Source organism: Delftia sp. K82, from assembly GCF_002193035.1.
Taxonomy (GTDB): Bacteria; Pseudomonadota; Gammaproteobacteria; order Burkholderiales; family Burkholderiaceae_C; genus Comamonas; species Comamonas acidovorans.
The window spans coordinates 455,865-469,152 of sequence record NZ_MYFL01000003.1 but is presented as its reverse complement, the minus strand read 5'-3'; the positions used below and the strand labels follow the sequence as shown (position 1 = coordinate 469,152).

The 13,288-nt window shown below is 68.6% G+C and carries 12 protein-coding genes; 4 read left to right on the top strand and 8 right to left on the bottom strand.

From position 1 onward, the window contains the following. The first annotated feature begins 144 nt into the window (after positions 1 to 144). Positions 145 to 495 (top strand): DUF4148 domain-containing protein, encoded by a 351-nt coding sequence (locus KDK82_RS19040; protein ID WP_088165902.1) that lies wholly within the window; start codon positions 145 to 147, stop codon positions 493 to 495. Positions 496 to 557: 62 nt separating this feature from the next. On the opposite strand, the gene KDK82_RS19035 is transcribed toward KDK82_RS19040, so the two are convergent. Continuing rightward, positions 558 to 980, bottom strand: a complete 423-nt coding sequence (locus KDK82_RS19035) for a hypothetical protein (RefSeq protein ID WP_013804415.1) — start codon at positions 978 to 980, stop codon at positions 558 to 560. A gap of 118 nt (positions 981 to 1,098) precedes the next feature. On the opposite strand from KDK82_RS19035, the gene KDK82_RS19030 reads away from it, so the two are divergent. Beyond that, positions 1,099 to 2,121, top strand: a complete 1,023-nt coding sequence (locus tag KDK82_RS19030) for a hypothetical protein (RefSeq protein ID WP_088165901.1) — start codon at positions 1,099 to 1,101, stop codon at positions 2,119 to 2,121. Positions 2,122 to 2,183: 62 nt separating this feature from the next. Here the strand turns inward: KDK82_RS19030 and KDK82_RS19025 are convergent, their stop codons facing one another. The 3 genes from KDK82_RS19025 to purU all read right to left on the bottom strand — a co-directional run bounded on the left by KDK82_RS19025 (position 2,184) and on the right by purU (position 5,629). Further along, positions 2,184 to 3,695: an FAD-linked oxidase C-terminal domain-containing protein gene (locus tag KDK82_RS19025; RefSeq protein WP_088165900.1), complete on the bottom strand. Its 1,512-nt coding sequence runs from the start codon at positions 3,693 to 3,695 to the stop codon at positions 2,184 to 2,186. Positions 3,696 to 3,837: 142 nt separating this feature from the next. Next, positions 3,838 to 4,761, bottom strand: coding sequence for a LysR substrate-binding domain-containing protein (locus KDK82_RS19020; protein ID WP_012203013.1), 924 nt, complete (start codon positions 4,759 to 4,761; stop codon positions 3,838 to 3,840). A gap of 19 nt (positions 4,762 to 4,780) precedes the next feature. Continuing rightward, entirely contained in the window at positions 4,781 to 5,629 is an 849-nt protein-coding gene (purU, locus tag KDK82_RS19015) for a formyltetrahydrofolate deformylase (protein WP_013804418.1), read from the bottom strand. Between the two features lie 73 nt (positions 5,630 to 5,702). On the opposite strand from purU, the gene KDK82_RS19010 reads away from it, so the two are divergent. Then, positions 5,703 to 7,658 carry a bifunctional diguanylate cyclase/phosphodiesterase gene (locus KDK82_RS19010; RefSeq protein WP_179217940.1) on the top strand — a complete coding sequence of 652 codons (1,956 nt, stop codon included), beginning with the start codon at positions 5,703 to 5,705 and terminating at the stop codon, positions 7,656 to 7,658. 79 nt (positions 7,659 to 7,737) lie between these two features. Here KDK82_RS19010 and hmpA read toward each other — a convergent pair whose 3' ends face one another. Further along, positions 7,738 to 8,964, bottom strand: coding sequence for an NO-inducible flavohemoprotein (gene hmpA / locus KDK82_RS19005; RefSeq protein WP_088165898.1), 1,227 nt, complete (start codon positions 8,962 to 8,964; stop codon positions 7,738 to 7,740). A gap of 120 nt (positions 8,965 to 9,084) precedes the next feature. On the opposite strand from hmpA, the gene norR reads away from it, so the two are divergent. After that, positions 9,085 to 10,668, top strand: a complete 1,584-nt coding sequence (gene norR, locus KDK82_RS19000) for a nitric oxide reductase transcriptional regulator NorR (protein WP_088165897.1) — start codon at positions 9,085 to 9,087, stop codon at positions 10,666 to 10,668. On the opposite strand, the gene KDK82_RS18995 is transcribed toward norR, so the two are convergent. The 3 genes from KDK82_RS18995 to KDK82_RS18985 form a co-directional block, all read right to left on the bottom strand. Beyond that, the gene (locus tag KDK82_RS18995; protein ID WP_034389992.1) at positions 10,652 to 11,572 is read right to left on the bottom strand and encodes a DMT family transporter; all 921 of its coding nucleotides are present in this window, start codon (positions 11,570 to 11,572) and stop codon (positions 10,652 to 10,654) included. The genes norR and KDK82_RS18995 overlap by 17 nt on opposite strands. 88 nt (positions 11,573 to 11,660) lie before the next feature. Further along, positions 11,661 to 12,080: an FKBP-type peptidyl-prolyl cis-trans isomerase gene (locus tag KDK82_RS18990; protein ID WP_034389991.1), complete on the bottom strand. Its 420-nt coding sequence runs from the start codon at positions 12,078 to 12,080 to the stop codon at positions 11,661 to 11,663. 33 nt (positions 12,081 to 12,113) lie between these two features. Beyond that, positions 12,114 to 13,256: an alanine--glyoxylate aminotransferase family protein gene (locus tag KDK82_RS18985; RefSeq protein WP_034389990.1), complete on the bottom strand. Its 1,143-nt coding sequence runs from the start codon at positions 13,254 to 13,256 to the stop codon at positions 12,114 to 12,116. Positions 13,257 to 13,288: the final 32 nt, after the last annotated feature.

Here is a 13,288-nt window from a genome sequence, read left to right as displayed (position 1 = left end):
TGTGCCGGTTGTATGACAGCAATGTCACCATCCTGTGGGGCTGGTGTGGGCACGTGATTTCTACATTGGAGTCCTCTCCTCGGCGTTCCGCATCGCGGGGCGTGGGGAGAACGAATTACCAACGTGCCTGAAAGGAATCACATCATGTCGCAACGCCGCTTCACCCCCGCCACCCTCATTGCCGGCCTGGCCGCATCGGCAGCGCTGCTGCTGCCCGGCATGGCATCGGCGGCCGGATACATCCACCCGGCCAACAACGAGGCGGGCGCCGTCGTCCACCCCGAGCATTTCAAGAGCAGCAAGACGCGCGCCCAGGTGACGGCCGAGGCCGAGGCGGCCGTGCGCCAGGGCGGCACTTCGCGCTTCAATGCCGGCGTCTATCCGGCTCCCGCACCGCAGACCGGCGCGGGCAAGACACGCCAGGAAGTGATCAATGAACTGATCAACGAAACGCCTGCCCAGCGCGATGCACGCCAGCGTGCCATGGGTGGCTGATGCGCAGGCGGGGCCCGTGCCCCGCAGGTGCCGGATCAATGCAAACCCGACGCGCCGCCTGGCTACGAGCCTGCGGCGCGTTCCGCTTCCTCGGCATCATGGGCGCGCGCAATGGCCAGGATCACGTCGCGCGCCAGCCGGCGCTTGGGCACGGGAAGGCGCAGGTAGATCTTGAACAGCTCGTTGTCCTCGTAGCCCAGGCCTGCGGACCAGGCGCTCTTGGGCTCGCGCACCTCGCGAACCTGCTGCGGCGAGCGCAGGAACTCCTCCAGCGGCACCTGCAGCCAGTCGGCCAGCGCAGCGAGTTTCTTGGCGTTGGGCATGGTCTTGCCGACCAGCCAGAGGCGCACGCCGTGCTGGGACATGGGCTTGCCCCAGAAACGGGAATTGAACTCGTGCTCCAGCACGGCAGGCCTGGCTTCATAGCCCTGGGCCTGCATTGAATCACGTAATTTTTGAGCAAACCGCTGCTTTGCATCCTGCATGCGCGAACGCTATGGGATTGGTCTGATTGAGATGTGAGTATTGATAAAAATCACATCTCTTTTTGATTGATAGTTAATATCAACCATCGATCTGGAAATCACATGCACGGGGGAGCAAATGCGTTGGCAACGAGTGTGGCTGCTGCCCTCGAGCCTTGTACTGGTGCTGGGCGGTTGCGGCGGTGACGACGGTGATGTCCTGGCGGTCCGGGCCGCATCCTGGGGCGGTGCATCGGGGGTCTCGATAGGCCAGGTGCTCCAGGAGAGGAACGCATGCGCGCGCAGTGCATGGCGCAGCGTGGGCGATGGAAACGGCGGGCGCATCGTCGAGTACACCTGCGAGAGATCAGGCACGCATGGATACCTGCAGCTGCGTCTGCGCCAGGATGCCGAGCAGCTGCAGCAAGCGGCCGATGGCGAGCAGGCGCGGTTCGAGGCCCGGCTGCGTGGCGGCTGGCGCGAATTGCTGATGCTGGAGCGCCAGCGCCAGGAGATGCTGGGCCGCCATCGGCTTGAGGCGCAGAAGGACGCGGAACGCATGCGCCTGCACCTGGAAGACCTGCGCATGCTGGAGGAAATGACAGACTGCCGCAGCTTCCGTCCGCAAGGGCTGGGCGCCGAAGCAGCTCCGCAGCGGCTGGTGCTGGCCGCCGACGCTTGCGTGCGTTCCGGGCGCCCCGCCGAGCCGGTCTACGCACGCGAACGCAAGCAGACGCTGGAGCGCATGCGTGCAGCCCTGCCGCGCTACGACGAGGCCCGGCTGGGGCGCGAGGCGGCTCTGCGGACACTGGAGCGCACGCTAGAGCAGCAGGAGGCGGCGCTGCGCAGACTGGAGGAGGACCGGCCCGAGACAGGGGAGCGCATCCGCAGATCCCTGGCCGAGCGGCTGGAGGCGATGCGCCTGCGGCTGAACCAGGTCGGCCGTGTGCGCGAACTCACGCGCTGGGGCGTGGCCGGCGCGCGCGTGGTCTACCTGGACACCGCCTTGGCGATGGAATGCGGCATGCGCACCCTGTCCCATGCCGTACCACTGGAGGCCATGATCGAAGACCTCGCGGCAGACCTGGCCGTGCCCCGGCAGGAAGCTGCGCTGGCCCGCGCGCTCGATGGGCTGTGGCTGCGCTGCCTGCAGCAGCCGTGACCAGCGGGTTGCATGGTGCTCGTTGCACGGCGCCGGCTGCACCGCGCCCGTTGCACTGCTCCTCAGAATCTCGGCAGGTCCGGGTGTGAGATCTGGCCGCCGCGCACCAGCATCTTTCCGTACTCGGCGCAGCGGTTGAGCGTGGGAATCACCTTGCCGGGGTTGAGCAGGGCCTGCGGGTCGAAGGCGGCCTTGAGCGCGAACATCTGGTCGTTCTCGGCCGTGGTGAACTGGGTGCACATGGAGTTGAGCTTTTCCACACCCACGCCATGCTCGCCCGTGACCGTGCCGCCCATGGCCACGCTGGTCTCCAGGATGTCGGCGCCGAACAGCTCGCAGCGGTGCAGCTCGTCGGGATCGTTGGCATCGAACAGGATCAGCGGGTGCAGGTTGCCGTCGCCCGCGTGGAAGACGTTGGCGCAGCGCAGGCCGTATTTCTTTTCCATCTCCTGGATGGCCAGCAGGATGTCGGCCAGGCGCTTGCGCGGGATGGTGGAGTCCATGCACATGTAGTCGGGGCTGATGCGCCCGCTGGCGGGAAAGGCGTTCTTGCGCCCGCTCCAGAAGCGCAGGCGCTCGGCCTCGCTTTCGCTCACCGTGATGGCCGTGGCGCCCGCGCTGCGCAGCACTTCGCTCATGTGGGCGATCTCTTCCTCGACTTCCTCGGGCGTGCCGTCGCTCTCGCACAGCAGGATGGCCTCGGCCGTGAGGTCGTAGCCGGCCTTGACGAAGTCCTCGACGGCGGCCGTCATGGGCTTGTCCATCATCTCCAGCCCGGCCGGGATGATGCCGGCCGCGATCACGGCGGCCACGGCGTCGCCGGCCTTGCGCACGTCGTCGAAGCTGGCCATGATGCAGCGCGCCAGCTGGGGCTTGGGGATCAGGCGCACGGTGACTTCGGTGGTAACGGCTAGCATGCCTTCGCTGCCGACCAGGATGGCCAGCAGGTCGAAGCCCGGCGTGTCCAGCGCCGTGGAGCCGAACTCCACCGGCTCGCCCTCCACGGTGAAGCCGCGCACCTTGAGCACGTTGTGCACGGTCAGCCCGTACTTGAGGCAGTGCACGCCGCCCGAGTTCTCGGCCACGTTGCCGCCGATGGTGCAGGCGATCTGGCTGCTGGGATCGGGCGCGTAGTACAGGCCGAAGGGCGCGGCGGCCTCGCTGATGGCCAGGTTGCGCACGCCGCACTGCACCACGGCCGTGCGGCTGGCCGCATCGACCTGCAGGATCTTGTTGAACTTGGCCAGCGACAGCGTCACGCCCATGGGATGGGGCAAGGCACCGCCCGACAACCCGGTGCCCGCGCCACGCGCGATCACGGGCACCTGGATGGCGTGGCAGGCTCGCAGCACGGCCTGGACCTGGGCCTCGGTCTCGGGCAGGCAGACCACCAGCGGGCGCTGGCGGTAGGCCGTGAGGCCGTCGCATTCATAGGGCGTGGTGTCCTCGGCATTCCACAGCAGGGCGTGGGCGGGCACATGGCGGGCCAGCGCGGCCACGACCTCGGCCTGGCGCCGTGCGCGCTCGGAGGTTGCAGGCTGTCGATGGGCGGCATCGGCGGCGGCCGACGCCATGGCGCCGGGAGCGAGGCTGGCTGGGGAGCTGGCGGGAGTCATGGAGCCTGACTTTAGGCGATGCCGCCGTCTTTGTGCAGCGGGGCTGCGCTGATGTTTATTGCAACGGTGCGTGAAATCCGTGAAATCCGTTGTGGGCGCCTCAGCAGGCCATCGCCCTCTTCAACCATTCAGCAAAGGCCGCGCATTCCCAGCGGTCCATCGTTCCGGTGCGCCAGCACAGGTAGTGGGCATGGGGGCTGGCCGTGTCCACGTCGAACAGGCGCACCAGGGTGCCGTTGTCCAGCCAGGGCGCGCCCAGCTTGTGGCGCACCAGGGCGATGCCCATGCCGGCCGATGCCGCGTCGCACATCAGGCCGATGTCGTTGAACTGCGAGCCCTCGTGCGGCTCGGGCCAGTCCAGGCCGGTGGCGCCGAACCAGGTGCGCCAGGGCTCCAGCGGGCTGCGCAGCAGGGGCATGCCTTCCAGGTCCTGGGGCTGCTCGAAGGGGCCGTGCTCGCGGATGAAGGCCGGCGAGGCCAGCGGCGTGACCACGTCGCGCGCCAGTTCGATGTGCTCCACATCGGCATAGTGGCCGGGGCCGAAGCGCACCATCAGGTCGGCATCCTCGGCAACCACGTCCAGCAGCGGGATGGAGACCTGCAGGGCGATGTCGATCTCGGGATAGGTTTCCGTGAACTGGCGCAGGCGCGGGATCAGGATCACGCGCGCAAAGGTGGGCGTGACCGCAAGCTTGAGCCTGCGGCGGCCCGGTGCCGTCACCTCGCCCGGAAAGCGCTGCAGCGCGCCCAGGCCCTCGCGCACGTGGGACAGGTAGGCGCTGCCTTCGGTGGTGAGCGAAAAGTCCGAGCGGCCGAACAGCCGCGTGCCCAGGATCTGCTCGAGCTGGCGCACGCGGTGGCTGACGGCGCTGGGCGTGACGCACAGCTCCTCGGCCGTCTGCGTCACGCTGCGCAGCCGCGCCAGCGCCTCGAAAGTGAGCAGGCACTGTATGGGCGGGATGCGGCGGGCGCCGCTGCCGGGCGGGGCAAAGCCGCTGCCGGCGGCAAGGGTCACGTTCGCCATGGGCGGCCGGGAGCCGGCTTCAGCGGAAGACCACGGTCTTGTGGCCGTTGAGGATGACGCGGTGCTCGCTGTGCCACTTGACGGCGCGGGCCAGCACCTGGCTCTCGGTGTCGCGGCCGCGGGCCGTGAGGTCCTCCACGGTGTCGGTGTGGTCGGCGCGGGCCACGTCCTGCTCGATGATCGGGCCTTCGTCCAGGTCGGCCGTCACATAGTGGGCCGTGGCGCCGATCAGCTTCACGCCGCGGTCATGGGCCTGGTAGTAGGGCTTGGCGCCCTTGAAGCTGGGCAGGAAGCTGTGGTGGATATTGATCGCGCGGCCCGCCAGCTTGGTGCACAGGTCGTTGGACAGCACCTGCATGTAGCGCGCCAGCACCACGAGCTCGGCGCCTTCGGCCTCGATGATCTCGAACTGCTTTGCCTCGGCCTGGGCCTTGGTGGCAGCCGTGACGGGAATGTGGTGGAAGGGGATGTTGTAGCTGGCCGCCAGCTGGTAGAACTCGCGGTGGTTGCTGATGATGGCGCGGATGTCCACCGGCAGCAGGCCGCTCTTCCAGCGAAACAGCAGGTCGTTGAGGCAGTGGCCTTCCTTGCTGACCATGAGCACGGTCTTCATGGCTTCGGCCTTGGTGTGCAGGCGCCACTTCATCTGGTACTGGCCGCCCAGGTCGGCCAGGGCCGCCCTCAGAGCCGCGGGATCGCAGCCGTTGCAGGCAAATTGCACGCGCATGAAGAACAGTCCGGTGGCCGGGTCGTTATACTGCGCGGCCTCTTCGATGTTGCCGCCTTGCTCGAGCAGAAAGCCCGAGACGGCATGTACCAGACCGAGCCGGTCGGGGCACGAAAGGGTAAGAATATAGGCTTGGGTCATAGCGGCGCAATTGTCGCAGCATGGACACGACCCTGCGCAAGTCACACGTTCTGGGAACGTTCTGAGGAACCACATGCAAGATCAGGGAGAGCAGCCCCGAATACCGCTCTGGGGCGCAATGACCCTGTACGTGTGCGCAGGTCTGCTGTGGCTCTGGGGCGTGGAATGGCTGCTGGCGCACCTGCAGATTCCGCCCGAGGCGGCGGCGCAGCGGCGCATGCTGTCCTCGGTGACCCTGGTGCTGGTCACGGCCGTGGGCGGCGGCTGGCTGCTGTGGCGCATGCGCCGTGGAGAGCGCACTGCCCATGCCGCGATGGCCGCCGGGCGGGAGGCCGACGAACGCCAGCGCCTGGCCACCGCCGTGGTGGACAACACCATGGAGGGCGTGGTCGTCACCGACGCGCGCAGCCGCATCCTCTCGGTCAACAGCGCCTTCACGCGGCTGCTGGGCTATACCGAGCAGGAGATGCTGGGCAAGACCCCGCGCATGTTCAAGTCCGGCCGCCATGACAAGGCCTTCTACGAGGCCATGTGGGACAGCATGCAGGCCACGGGCCACTGGCAGGGCGAGATCTGGAACCGCCGCAAGAACGGCGAGGTCTTCCCCGAGCGCATGTCGCTCAGCGCCGTCAAGGACGCACAGGGCAAGGTCACGCACTACGTGTGCATGTTCACCGACATCTCGGCCGAGAAGGCGCGCGAGGCCCAGCTCGAATTCCTGGCCCACCGCGACATGCTCACCGGCCTGCCCAACAGCGTGCGCTTCACAGCGCTGCTGGAAGACGCCGTGGCCGAGGCGGCCGCCGAGCAGGGCACGCTGGCCGTGATGCTGCTGAACATCGATCGCTTCAAGGACGTCAACGACAGCTACGGCCACGCCATTGGCGACCAGGTGCTGCGCCACATCGCCGCCCGTGTGCACGACTCCCTGGGACCCCAGGACCTCATAGGTCGCATGGCCGGTGACGAACTGGCAGTGCTGTGCAAGGGCATGGCCGAGCGCGGCGACGCCATCGCCCGCGCACGGCAACTGATCGCGGCGGCCGGCCAGCCCTGGAGCTCGCCGGACGGCCTGTCCGTCATGGCCGGCGTCAGCGTGGGCATCTGCATGTATCCCTCCCACGCCGGCAATGCCCAGGACCTGCTGCAGGGCGCGCATGCCGCCGTCTACGGCGCCAAGTCGCGCAGCGGCCGTGCCTGGTGCTTCTTCGAGGAAGACATGACCTCGGCCGCGCGCGAGCGGCTGGCCATGGAGGCACGGCTGCGGCAGGCCATAGACCTGGGCCACCTGCGCCTGTACTTCCAGCCCCAGATCGACCTGGCCACGGGCCGCCTGGTGGGCGCCGAGGCCCTGGTGCGCTGGCTGGACCCGGACGAGGGCCTCATCTCCCCGGCACGCTTCATTCCCGTGGCCGAAAGCTCGGGCGTCATCGGCGCGCTGGGCCTGTGGGTGCTGCGCGAGGCCTGCGCCCAGGGCCGGCGCTGGCGCGATCTGGGCCTGCCCGAGATGACCATCGCGGTCAATGTCTCGCTGCACCAGTTCCTGCTGACCGACATCGCCGGCGCCACCGCCGACGCGCTGGCCGCCACGGGCTTCGCTCCGCACTGCCTGGAGCTGGAGATCACCGAAAGCGCCCTGGCCGAGCGCCCCGAGGAGGCCCTGGCCGTCATGCGCCGCCTGCGCGCCCAGGGCCTGCGGCTGGCCATCGACGACTTCGGCACCGGCTACTCCTCGCTCGCCCATCTCAAGCGCTTTCCGCTGGACCTGCTCAAGATCGATCAGGGCTTCATCCGCGACATCCCGCACAGCGCGGACGACATGGCCATCAGCGGATCGGTGATCGCGCTGGGGCATGCCATGGGGCTCAAGGTTCTGGCCGAGGGCGTGGAGACGGCCGAGCAACTGGCATTCCTGCGCGGCAAGGGGTGCGACTTCTTCCAGGGCTATCTGTGCAGCAAGCCCTTGCCCGCACAGGCGTTTGGGGAGTGGGTGTCGGACAACCAGGGCATGTGGGCCGTGCAGGGCTGATCGCCCGATGCACGGCGGGCCAAGGCCCAGCCCCTGCTCCACCACTCAGGCCAGGGGACCCGAGCGAATCGACGGCAAATCAGGCCAACGCCTCCGCCGGCCCAAAGAATTCATAGCGGACCTGCCCTTCCGGCACCCCCAACACCCGCAACGACTCCTTCACCGACCGCATGAACGGCCGCGGTCCCAGGAAATACACATCGGCATCCACTGAAGGCAGCCACTCACCCAACTGCCGGGCGGTCAGCAGCCCCTGCGCATCGGCCTCATCGCCCTCCTCCACCCGGTCATAGCAGTAGTACCGGCTGAGCTGCGGATGCACTGCGGCCAGCGCATCCACACGTTCACGGAAGGCGTGAACACCGCGCTCACGCGCGCAGTGGATGAAGACCACGGGACGCTTGCTGGGCAAGGCCGCATCCAGCATGGGCAGGGTCGGCGTGATGCCCACGCCACCGCTGATCAGCACCAGCGGACGCTCGCCGGGCTGCAGCGTGAAGTGGCCTGCGGGCGGGAACAGTTGCAGCGTGTCGCCGACCTGGACCCGGTCGTGCAGGAAGTTGGAGACCTTGCCGCCTGCCTCGCGCTTGACGCTGATGCGCAGGCTGCGGCCATCGGCGGGCGCGGACAGCGAGTAGTTGCGCCGCTGCTCCTGGCCGTCCACCACCAGGCGCAGGCCGATGTACTGGCCGGGCTGGTGGGCAATGACGGGGCCGCCATCGGCCGGCACCAGGTAGAACGAGGTGATCTCGGCGCTTTCCGCCACCTTGTCCTCGACCACGAAGGCGCGCTCGCCGCGCCAGCCGCCCTCGGTCGCCGCCGTGCGGTCATAGGCCTGGCGTTCGGCGCCGATCAGGATGTCGGCCAGCTGCTGGTAGGCGGCGCCCCAGGCATCGATGACCTCGTCGGTGGCGATCTCGGCGCCCAGCACTTCGCGGATGGCGCGCAGCAGGCAGGTGCCGACGATGGGGTAGTGCTCGGGCTGCACCTGCAGCGCAACGTGCTTGTTGATGATCTGCGCGGGCAGATCGCCCAGGGCTTCGAGCCGGTCGATGTGCTTGGCGTACATGAGCACGCTATAGGCCAGGGCACGCGGCTGGGCACCGCTTTGCTGGTGGGCCATGTTGAACAGGGCGCGCACCTCGGGGTACTCGCCCAGCATGGTCTGGTAGAAGTGGGTGATCAAAGCCTCGCCGCCGGTTTCAAGCAGCGGAACGGTGGATTGGACGATGGCACGTTGGCGGTCGGTCAGCACGGGAAACTCCTTGGGTACGGGGACGGGCATGCCCGGTGCGATGCCGGGCATGCCTTGACAAAGGCAAGGGCCGTGCCAGGACTGCAGCCCTTGCATAACAAGGGTTTGGCGTTTCATGCGTCAATATGACCTTCGTCAAATAGAGTCTTTTTGACAGCGACCGCAGTCTTTATGACCACATCCACCGCCCTGCATGCCCTGACCCCTCTGGTGGCCGACCTGGCCCAGGACCTGCCCGAGCGCGAGCGCTTTCGCCGCCTGCTGGCAGCCCTGCGCGCCGTGCTGCCGGCCGATGCCGCCGCCCTGCTGCGGCTGGAAGGCGAGTGGCTGCGGCCCGTGGCCATCGATGGCCTGGTGCCCGATGCGCTGGGCCGGCGCTTTCGCATTGCCGAGCACCCGCGCTTCGCCCAGCTGCTGGCGGCGGGCCAGGCCATGCGCTTTGCGCCAGACAGCCCGCTGCCCGATCCCTATGACGGCCTGGTGGCCCAGGGTCACGGGCCGCTGGAGGTCCACGACTGCATGGGCTGCGTGCTGCAGACGGGCGGCCTGCCCTGGGGCCTTCTCACGCTGGACGCGCTGGACCCGGGGCGCTTTGCCGACCCGGCCGCGCTGGCGGCGCTGCAGGCCTTCAGCAACCTGGCGGCGGCCACCGTGACCACGGCCGAGCGGCTGCGCCGGTTGGCGCGCAGTGCGCGCGCCCTGCCCGCGCCCGGCGCCGCCCCGGGGGGCGAGTCATCGCGTCCGCTGATCGGCCAGAGCCCGGCCATGCGCGCGCTGCAAAAGGACATCGCCCTGGTCGCGGCCAGCGACCTCAACGTGCTGATCACGGGCGAGACCGGCACGGGCAAGGAACTGGTGGCCCAGGCCGTGCATGCGCAGTCGGCGCGTGCAGGCCGGGCGCTGGTCAGCATCAACTGCGCGGCCCTGCCCGACAACCTGGTCGAAAGCGAGCTGTTCGGCCATGTGCGCGGCGCCTTCACGGGTGCGCTGTCCGAGCGCAGCGGCAAGTTCGAGCAGGCCGACCAGGGCACGCTGTTCCTGGACGAGGTGGGCGAGCTGTCCCTGCCCGTGCAGGCCAAGCTGCTGCGCGTGCTGCAAAGCGGCCAGCTGCAGCGCCTGGGCTCGGACCGCGAACACCATGTGGACGTGCGCGTGATCGCCGCCACCAACCGCGACCTGGCCGCCGAGGTGGCGGCAGGCCGCATGCGCGCCGATTTCTTCCACCGCCTGAGCGTCTACCCGCTGCGCGTGCCCGCGCTGCGCGAGCGCGACAGCGACGTGCTGATGCTGGCCGGCTTCTTCCTCGAGGAAAACCGCTCGCGCCTGGGCCTGGGCGGCCTGCGCCTGCACCCGGCCGCGCAATCGGCCTTGCTGGCCCAGGACTGGCCCGGCAATGTCCGGGAGCTGGAGCACCTCATCAGCCGCGGCGTGCTGCGGGCGCTGAGCCGTGCGCCCTCCGCCGCTCCAGCCGGTGGCCGGGCTCGCATGGTCACGCTGTGCCAGGCCGATCTCTGGGATGACGCGCAGCCCCCGGCGACGGCCACCCCGACCCTGCCCCTCCCACAGGCCGCATCGCCCGGCGCCAGCCCCCAAGGCCTGCGCGAAGCCGTGGAGAGCTACGAGCGCCATCTGATCGACGCCAGCCTGCAGCGCCACCACGGCAGCTGGGCCGCCGCCGCACGCGAGTTGCAGATGGACCGCGCCAACCTGCAGCGGCTGGCGCGGCGGCTGGGACTGGTCAGGCAGGACGCCTGAGCGACTTCAGCCACCCATACCCGCTCACCAGCAGCACCCCGGCCAGCACCATCAGCGCCCCGGCCAGGAAGTTGGGCTCGATGGGCTCGCTGAGCAGCCAGGCACCGAAGACCACGCCGAAGATGGGCGTCATGAAAGAGAACACGCCCAGGCGCGAGGCCAGGTATTGCGTGAGCAGCCAGAACCAGACCAGGAAGCTCACGAAGCAGACCAGCACGGACTGGAAGGCCAGGCCGGCCCAGGCCAGCGGCGTGGGCTCGAAGCGGGTCTGGCCCAGCAGGAAGGCGGCGGGCAGCAGCAGCGCAAAGCCGGTGGCCAGTTGGTAGAGCAGGGTCTGCGCGGCGGGCAGCGATGCCAGCCGAGTGGTGCGGATGGCCACCGTGGTGGCGCCCCAGGCCACGCCGGCAGCCAGTGCCAGCAGGTCGCCCAGCAGCATGGCGGCGCCGGCTGCCTTCGAAGGCTTGCCGCCGCCCAGGAAGGCCAGCGCTATGCCGGCAAAGGCCAGTGCGATGCCCAGCCATTGCAGCGGCGCCAGGCGCTCCGATGGCAGCTTCCAGTGCAGGCCCAGCGCCGCGAACACGGGGGCGGAATACAGAAAGACCACCACATGGGCGGCCGAGGTGTGGTTGATGCTCTCGCCCACCAGCAGGAATTCCAGCGCAAACAGCGTGCCCACGGCCAGGCCCGGGCGCCAGCTGCCGTCGCCCCACTGCACGCGCATGCCGCGCCAGCGCATGAACAGCCACACCAGCACAGCGCCCACGCCCGAGCGCAGCGCGATCTGCAGCGTGGGCGCAATGGCATCGGCCGTGGCCTTGAGCAGGATCTGCTGCAGGCTCCAGATCAGGCACAGCATGAGCATCAGCGCGGCGGCGCGCGCGTCCAGCGGTTTGCGTGAGTCCACGGCATATCCCTTTCAACGACCGTAAAAAAGCCGGCCCGCAGGCCGGCTTTGCATCAGGCGGGGGCTGGCCCGGCCAGCGGGCCGGCCATCACTTGATGCCCAGCAGTTCCACCTCGAAGTTCAGCGTGGCGTTGGGCGGGATCACGCTGCCCGCGCCACGGCTGCCGTAGGCGATGGAGGGCGGGCAGGTCAGCTTGGCCTTGCCGCCGACCTTCATCTTCTGCACGCCTTCGGTCCAGCAGGGAATCACGCCGGTCAAGGGGAACTCGATGGGCTGGCCACGCGTGATGGAGCTGTCGAAGTCCTTGCCCGTGTCGGGGAAGTAGCCGCGGTAGTGCACGCGCACCGTGTCGCTGGCCTTGGGGCTGGCGCCCGTGCCTTCCTTGAGGCTTTCATAGACCAGGCCGCTGGCCGTGGTGACGGGCTGGGCCGCATGGGCTGCCACGCCGGTCAGTGCGGCGAGCATCAGGCCGCAGGAGGTGGCCAGGGTGGTGAGGGTCTTGTTCATGAGGGTTCTTTCAATGCAATGTTTGCAGCGGGTTCACGCCTTGGCGGCGACACCAATGTCGTCAAGGGCCTTGGCGATGTGGCCGACGGTGCGGTCCACGTTGTGCCATTTTTCCAGGCCGAACAGGCCGATGCGGAAGGTCTTGAAGTCCGGGCCTTCGTCGCACTGCAGGGGCACGCCCGAGGCGGTCTGCAGGCCGGCTTCCATGAACTTCTTGCCGCTCTGGATGCCGGGGTCGGTGGTGTAGCTGACGACGACGCCGGGGGCCTTCCAGCCTTCGGCCGCCACGCTGGGAAAGCCGCGCGACTCCAGCAGGGCTCGCACCTTGGCGCCCAGGGCGATCTGCTCGTCGCGCACCTTGGCGAAGCCGTAGGCACGCGTCTCCAGCATCACGTCGCGCAGGCGGACCAGGGCGTCGGTGGGCATGGTGGTGTGGTAGGCGTGCTGGCCCTTTTCGTAGCCCTCGGCGATCTGCATCCACTTCTTGAGGTCGCAGGAGAAGCTGGAGCTTTGCGTGTGCTCGATGGCTTCGCGCGCACGCTGCGAGAGCATGACCATGGCGCAGCACGGCGAGCTGCTCCAGCCCTTTTGCGGCGCGCTGATCAGCACGTCCACGCCGGTCTTTTCCATGTCCACCCACATGGCGCCCGAGGCCACGCAGTCCAGCACGAAGAGCGCGCCCACCTCGTGCGCGGCATCGGCCACGGTGCGCAGGTAGCTGTCGCTCAGCAGGATGCCGCTGGCCGTCTCCACATGGGGGGCGAACACGACCTTGGGTTTTTCAGTGCGGATGGCGGCGGCCACGTCCTCGGCCGCGCAGGGCGCCCAGGGGTCCTGGCTGCCCGGTCCCTGGCGACGCGCCTTGCAGACCACGGCGCCGCCGCCCAGGCCGCCTTCCTCGAAGATCTGGGTCCAGCGGTAGCTGAACCAGCCGTTGCGCACGATGAGCACCTTTTCGCGGTTGGCGAACTGGCGCGCCACGGCCTCCATGCCGAAGGTGCCGCTGCCCGGCACCAGCACGGCTGTGTGGGCGTGGTAGACCTCCTGCAGCGTGGTGAGGATGTCCTGCATCACGCCCGCGAAGCGCTTGGACATGTGGTTGAGCGCGCGGTCGGTGTAGACCACCGAGAATTCGAGCAGGCCGTCGGGATCGATATCGGGCAGAAGTCCGGGCATGGGGAGTCTCCAGAGGCAGCGGGGCCTGCACT

Bases quoted from the DNA above. Each gene is read 5' to 3' on its own strand.
- KDK82_RS19040 (WP_088165902.1), top strand. From the start codon at position 145: ATGTCGCAACGCCGCTTCACCCCCGCCACCCTCATTGCCGGCCTGGCC.
- KDK82_RS19035 (WP_013804415.1), bottom strand. From the start codon at position 980: ATGCAGGATGCAAAGCAGCGGTTTGCTCAAAAATTACGTGATTCAATG.
- KDK82_RS19030 (WP_088165901.1), top strand. From the start codon at position 1,099: ATGCGTTGGCAACGAGTGTGGCTGCTGCCCTCGAGCCTTGTACTGGTG.
- KDK82_RS19025 (WP_088165900.1), bottom strand. From the start codon at position 3,695: ATGGCGTCGGCCGCCGCCGATGCCGCCCATCGACAGCCTGCAACCTCC.
- KDK82_RS19020 (WP_012203013.1), bottom strand. From the start codon at position 4,761: ATGGCGAACGTGACCCTTGCCGCCGGCAGCGGCTTTGCCCCGCCCGGC.
- purU (WP_013804418.1), bottom strand. From the start codon at position 5,629: ATGACCCAAGCCTATATTCTTACCCTTTCGTGCCCCGACCGGCTCGGT.
- KDK82_RS19010 (WP_179217940.1), top strand. From the start codon at position 5,703: ATGCAAGATCAGGGAGAGCAGCCCCGAATACCGCTCTGGGGCGCAATG.
- hmpA (WP_088165898.1), bottom strand. From the start codon at position 8,964: ATGCCCGGCATCGCACCGGGCATGCCCGTCCCCGTACCCAAGGAGTTT.
- norR (WP_088165897.1), top strand. From the start codon at position 9,085: ATGACCACATCCACCGCCCTGCATGCCCTGACCCCTCTGGTGGCCGAC.
- KDK82_RS18990 (WP_034389991.1), bottom strand. From the start codon at position 12,080: ATGAACAAGACCCTCACCACCCTGGCCACCTCCTGCGGCCTGATGCTC.
- KDK82_RS18985 (WP_034389990.1), bottom strand. From the start codon at position 13,256: ATGCCCGGACTTCTGCCCGATATCGATCCCGACGGCCTGCTCGAATTC.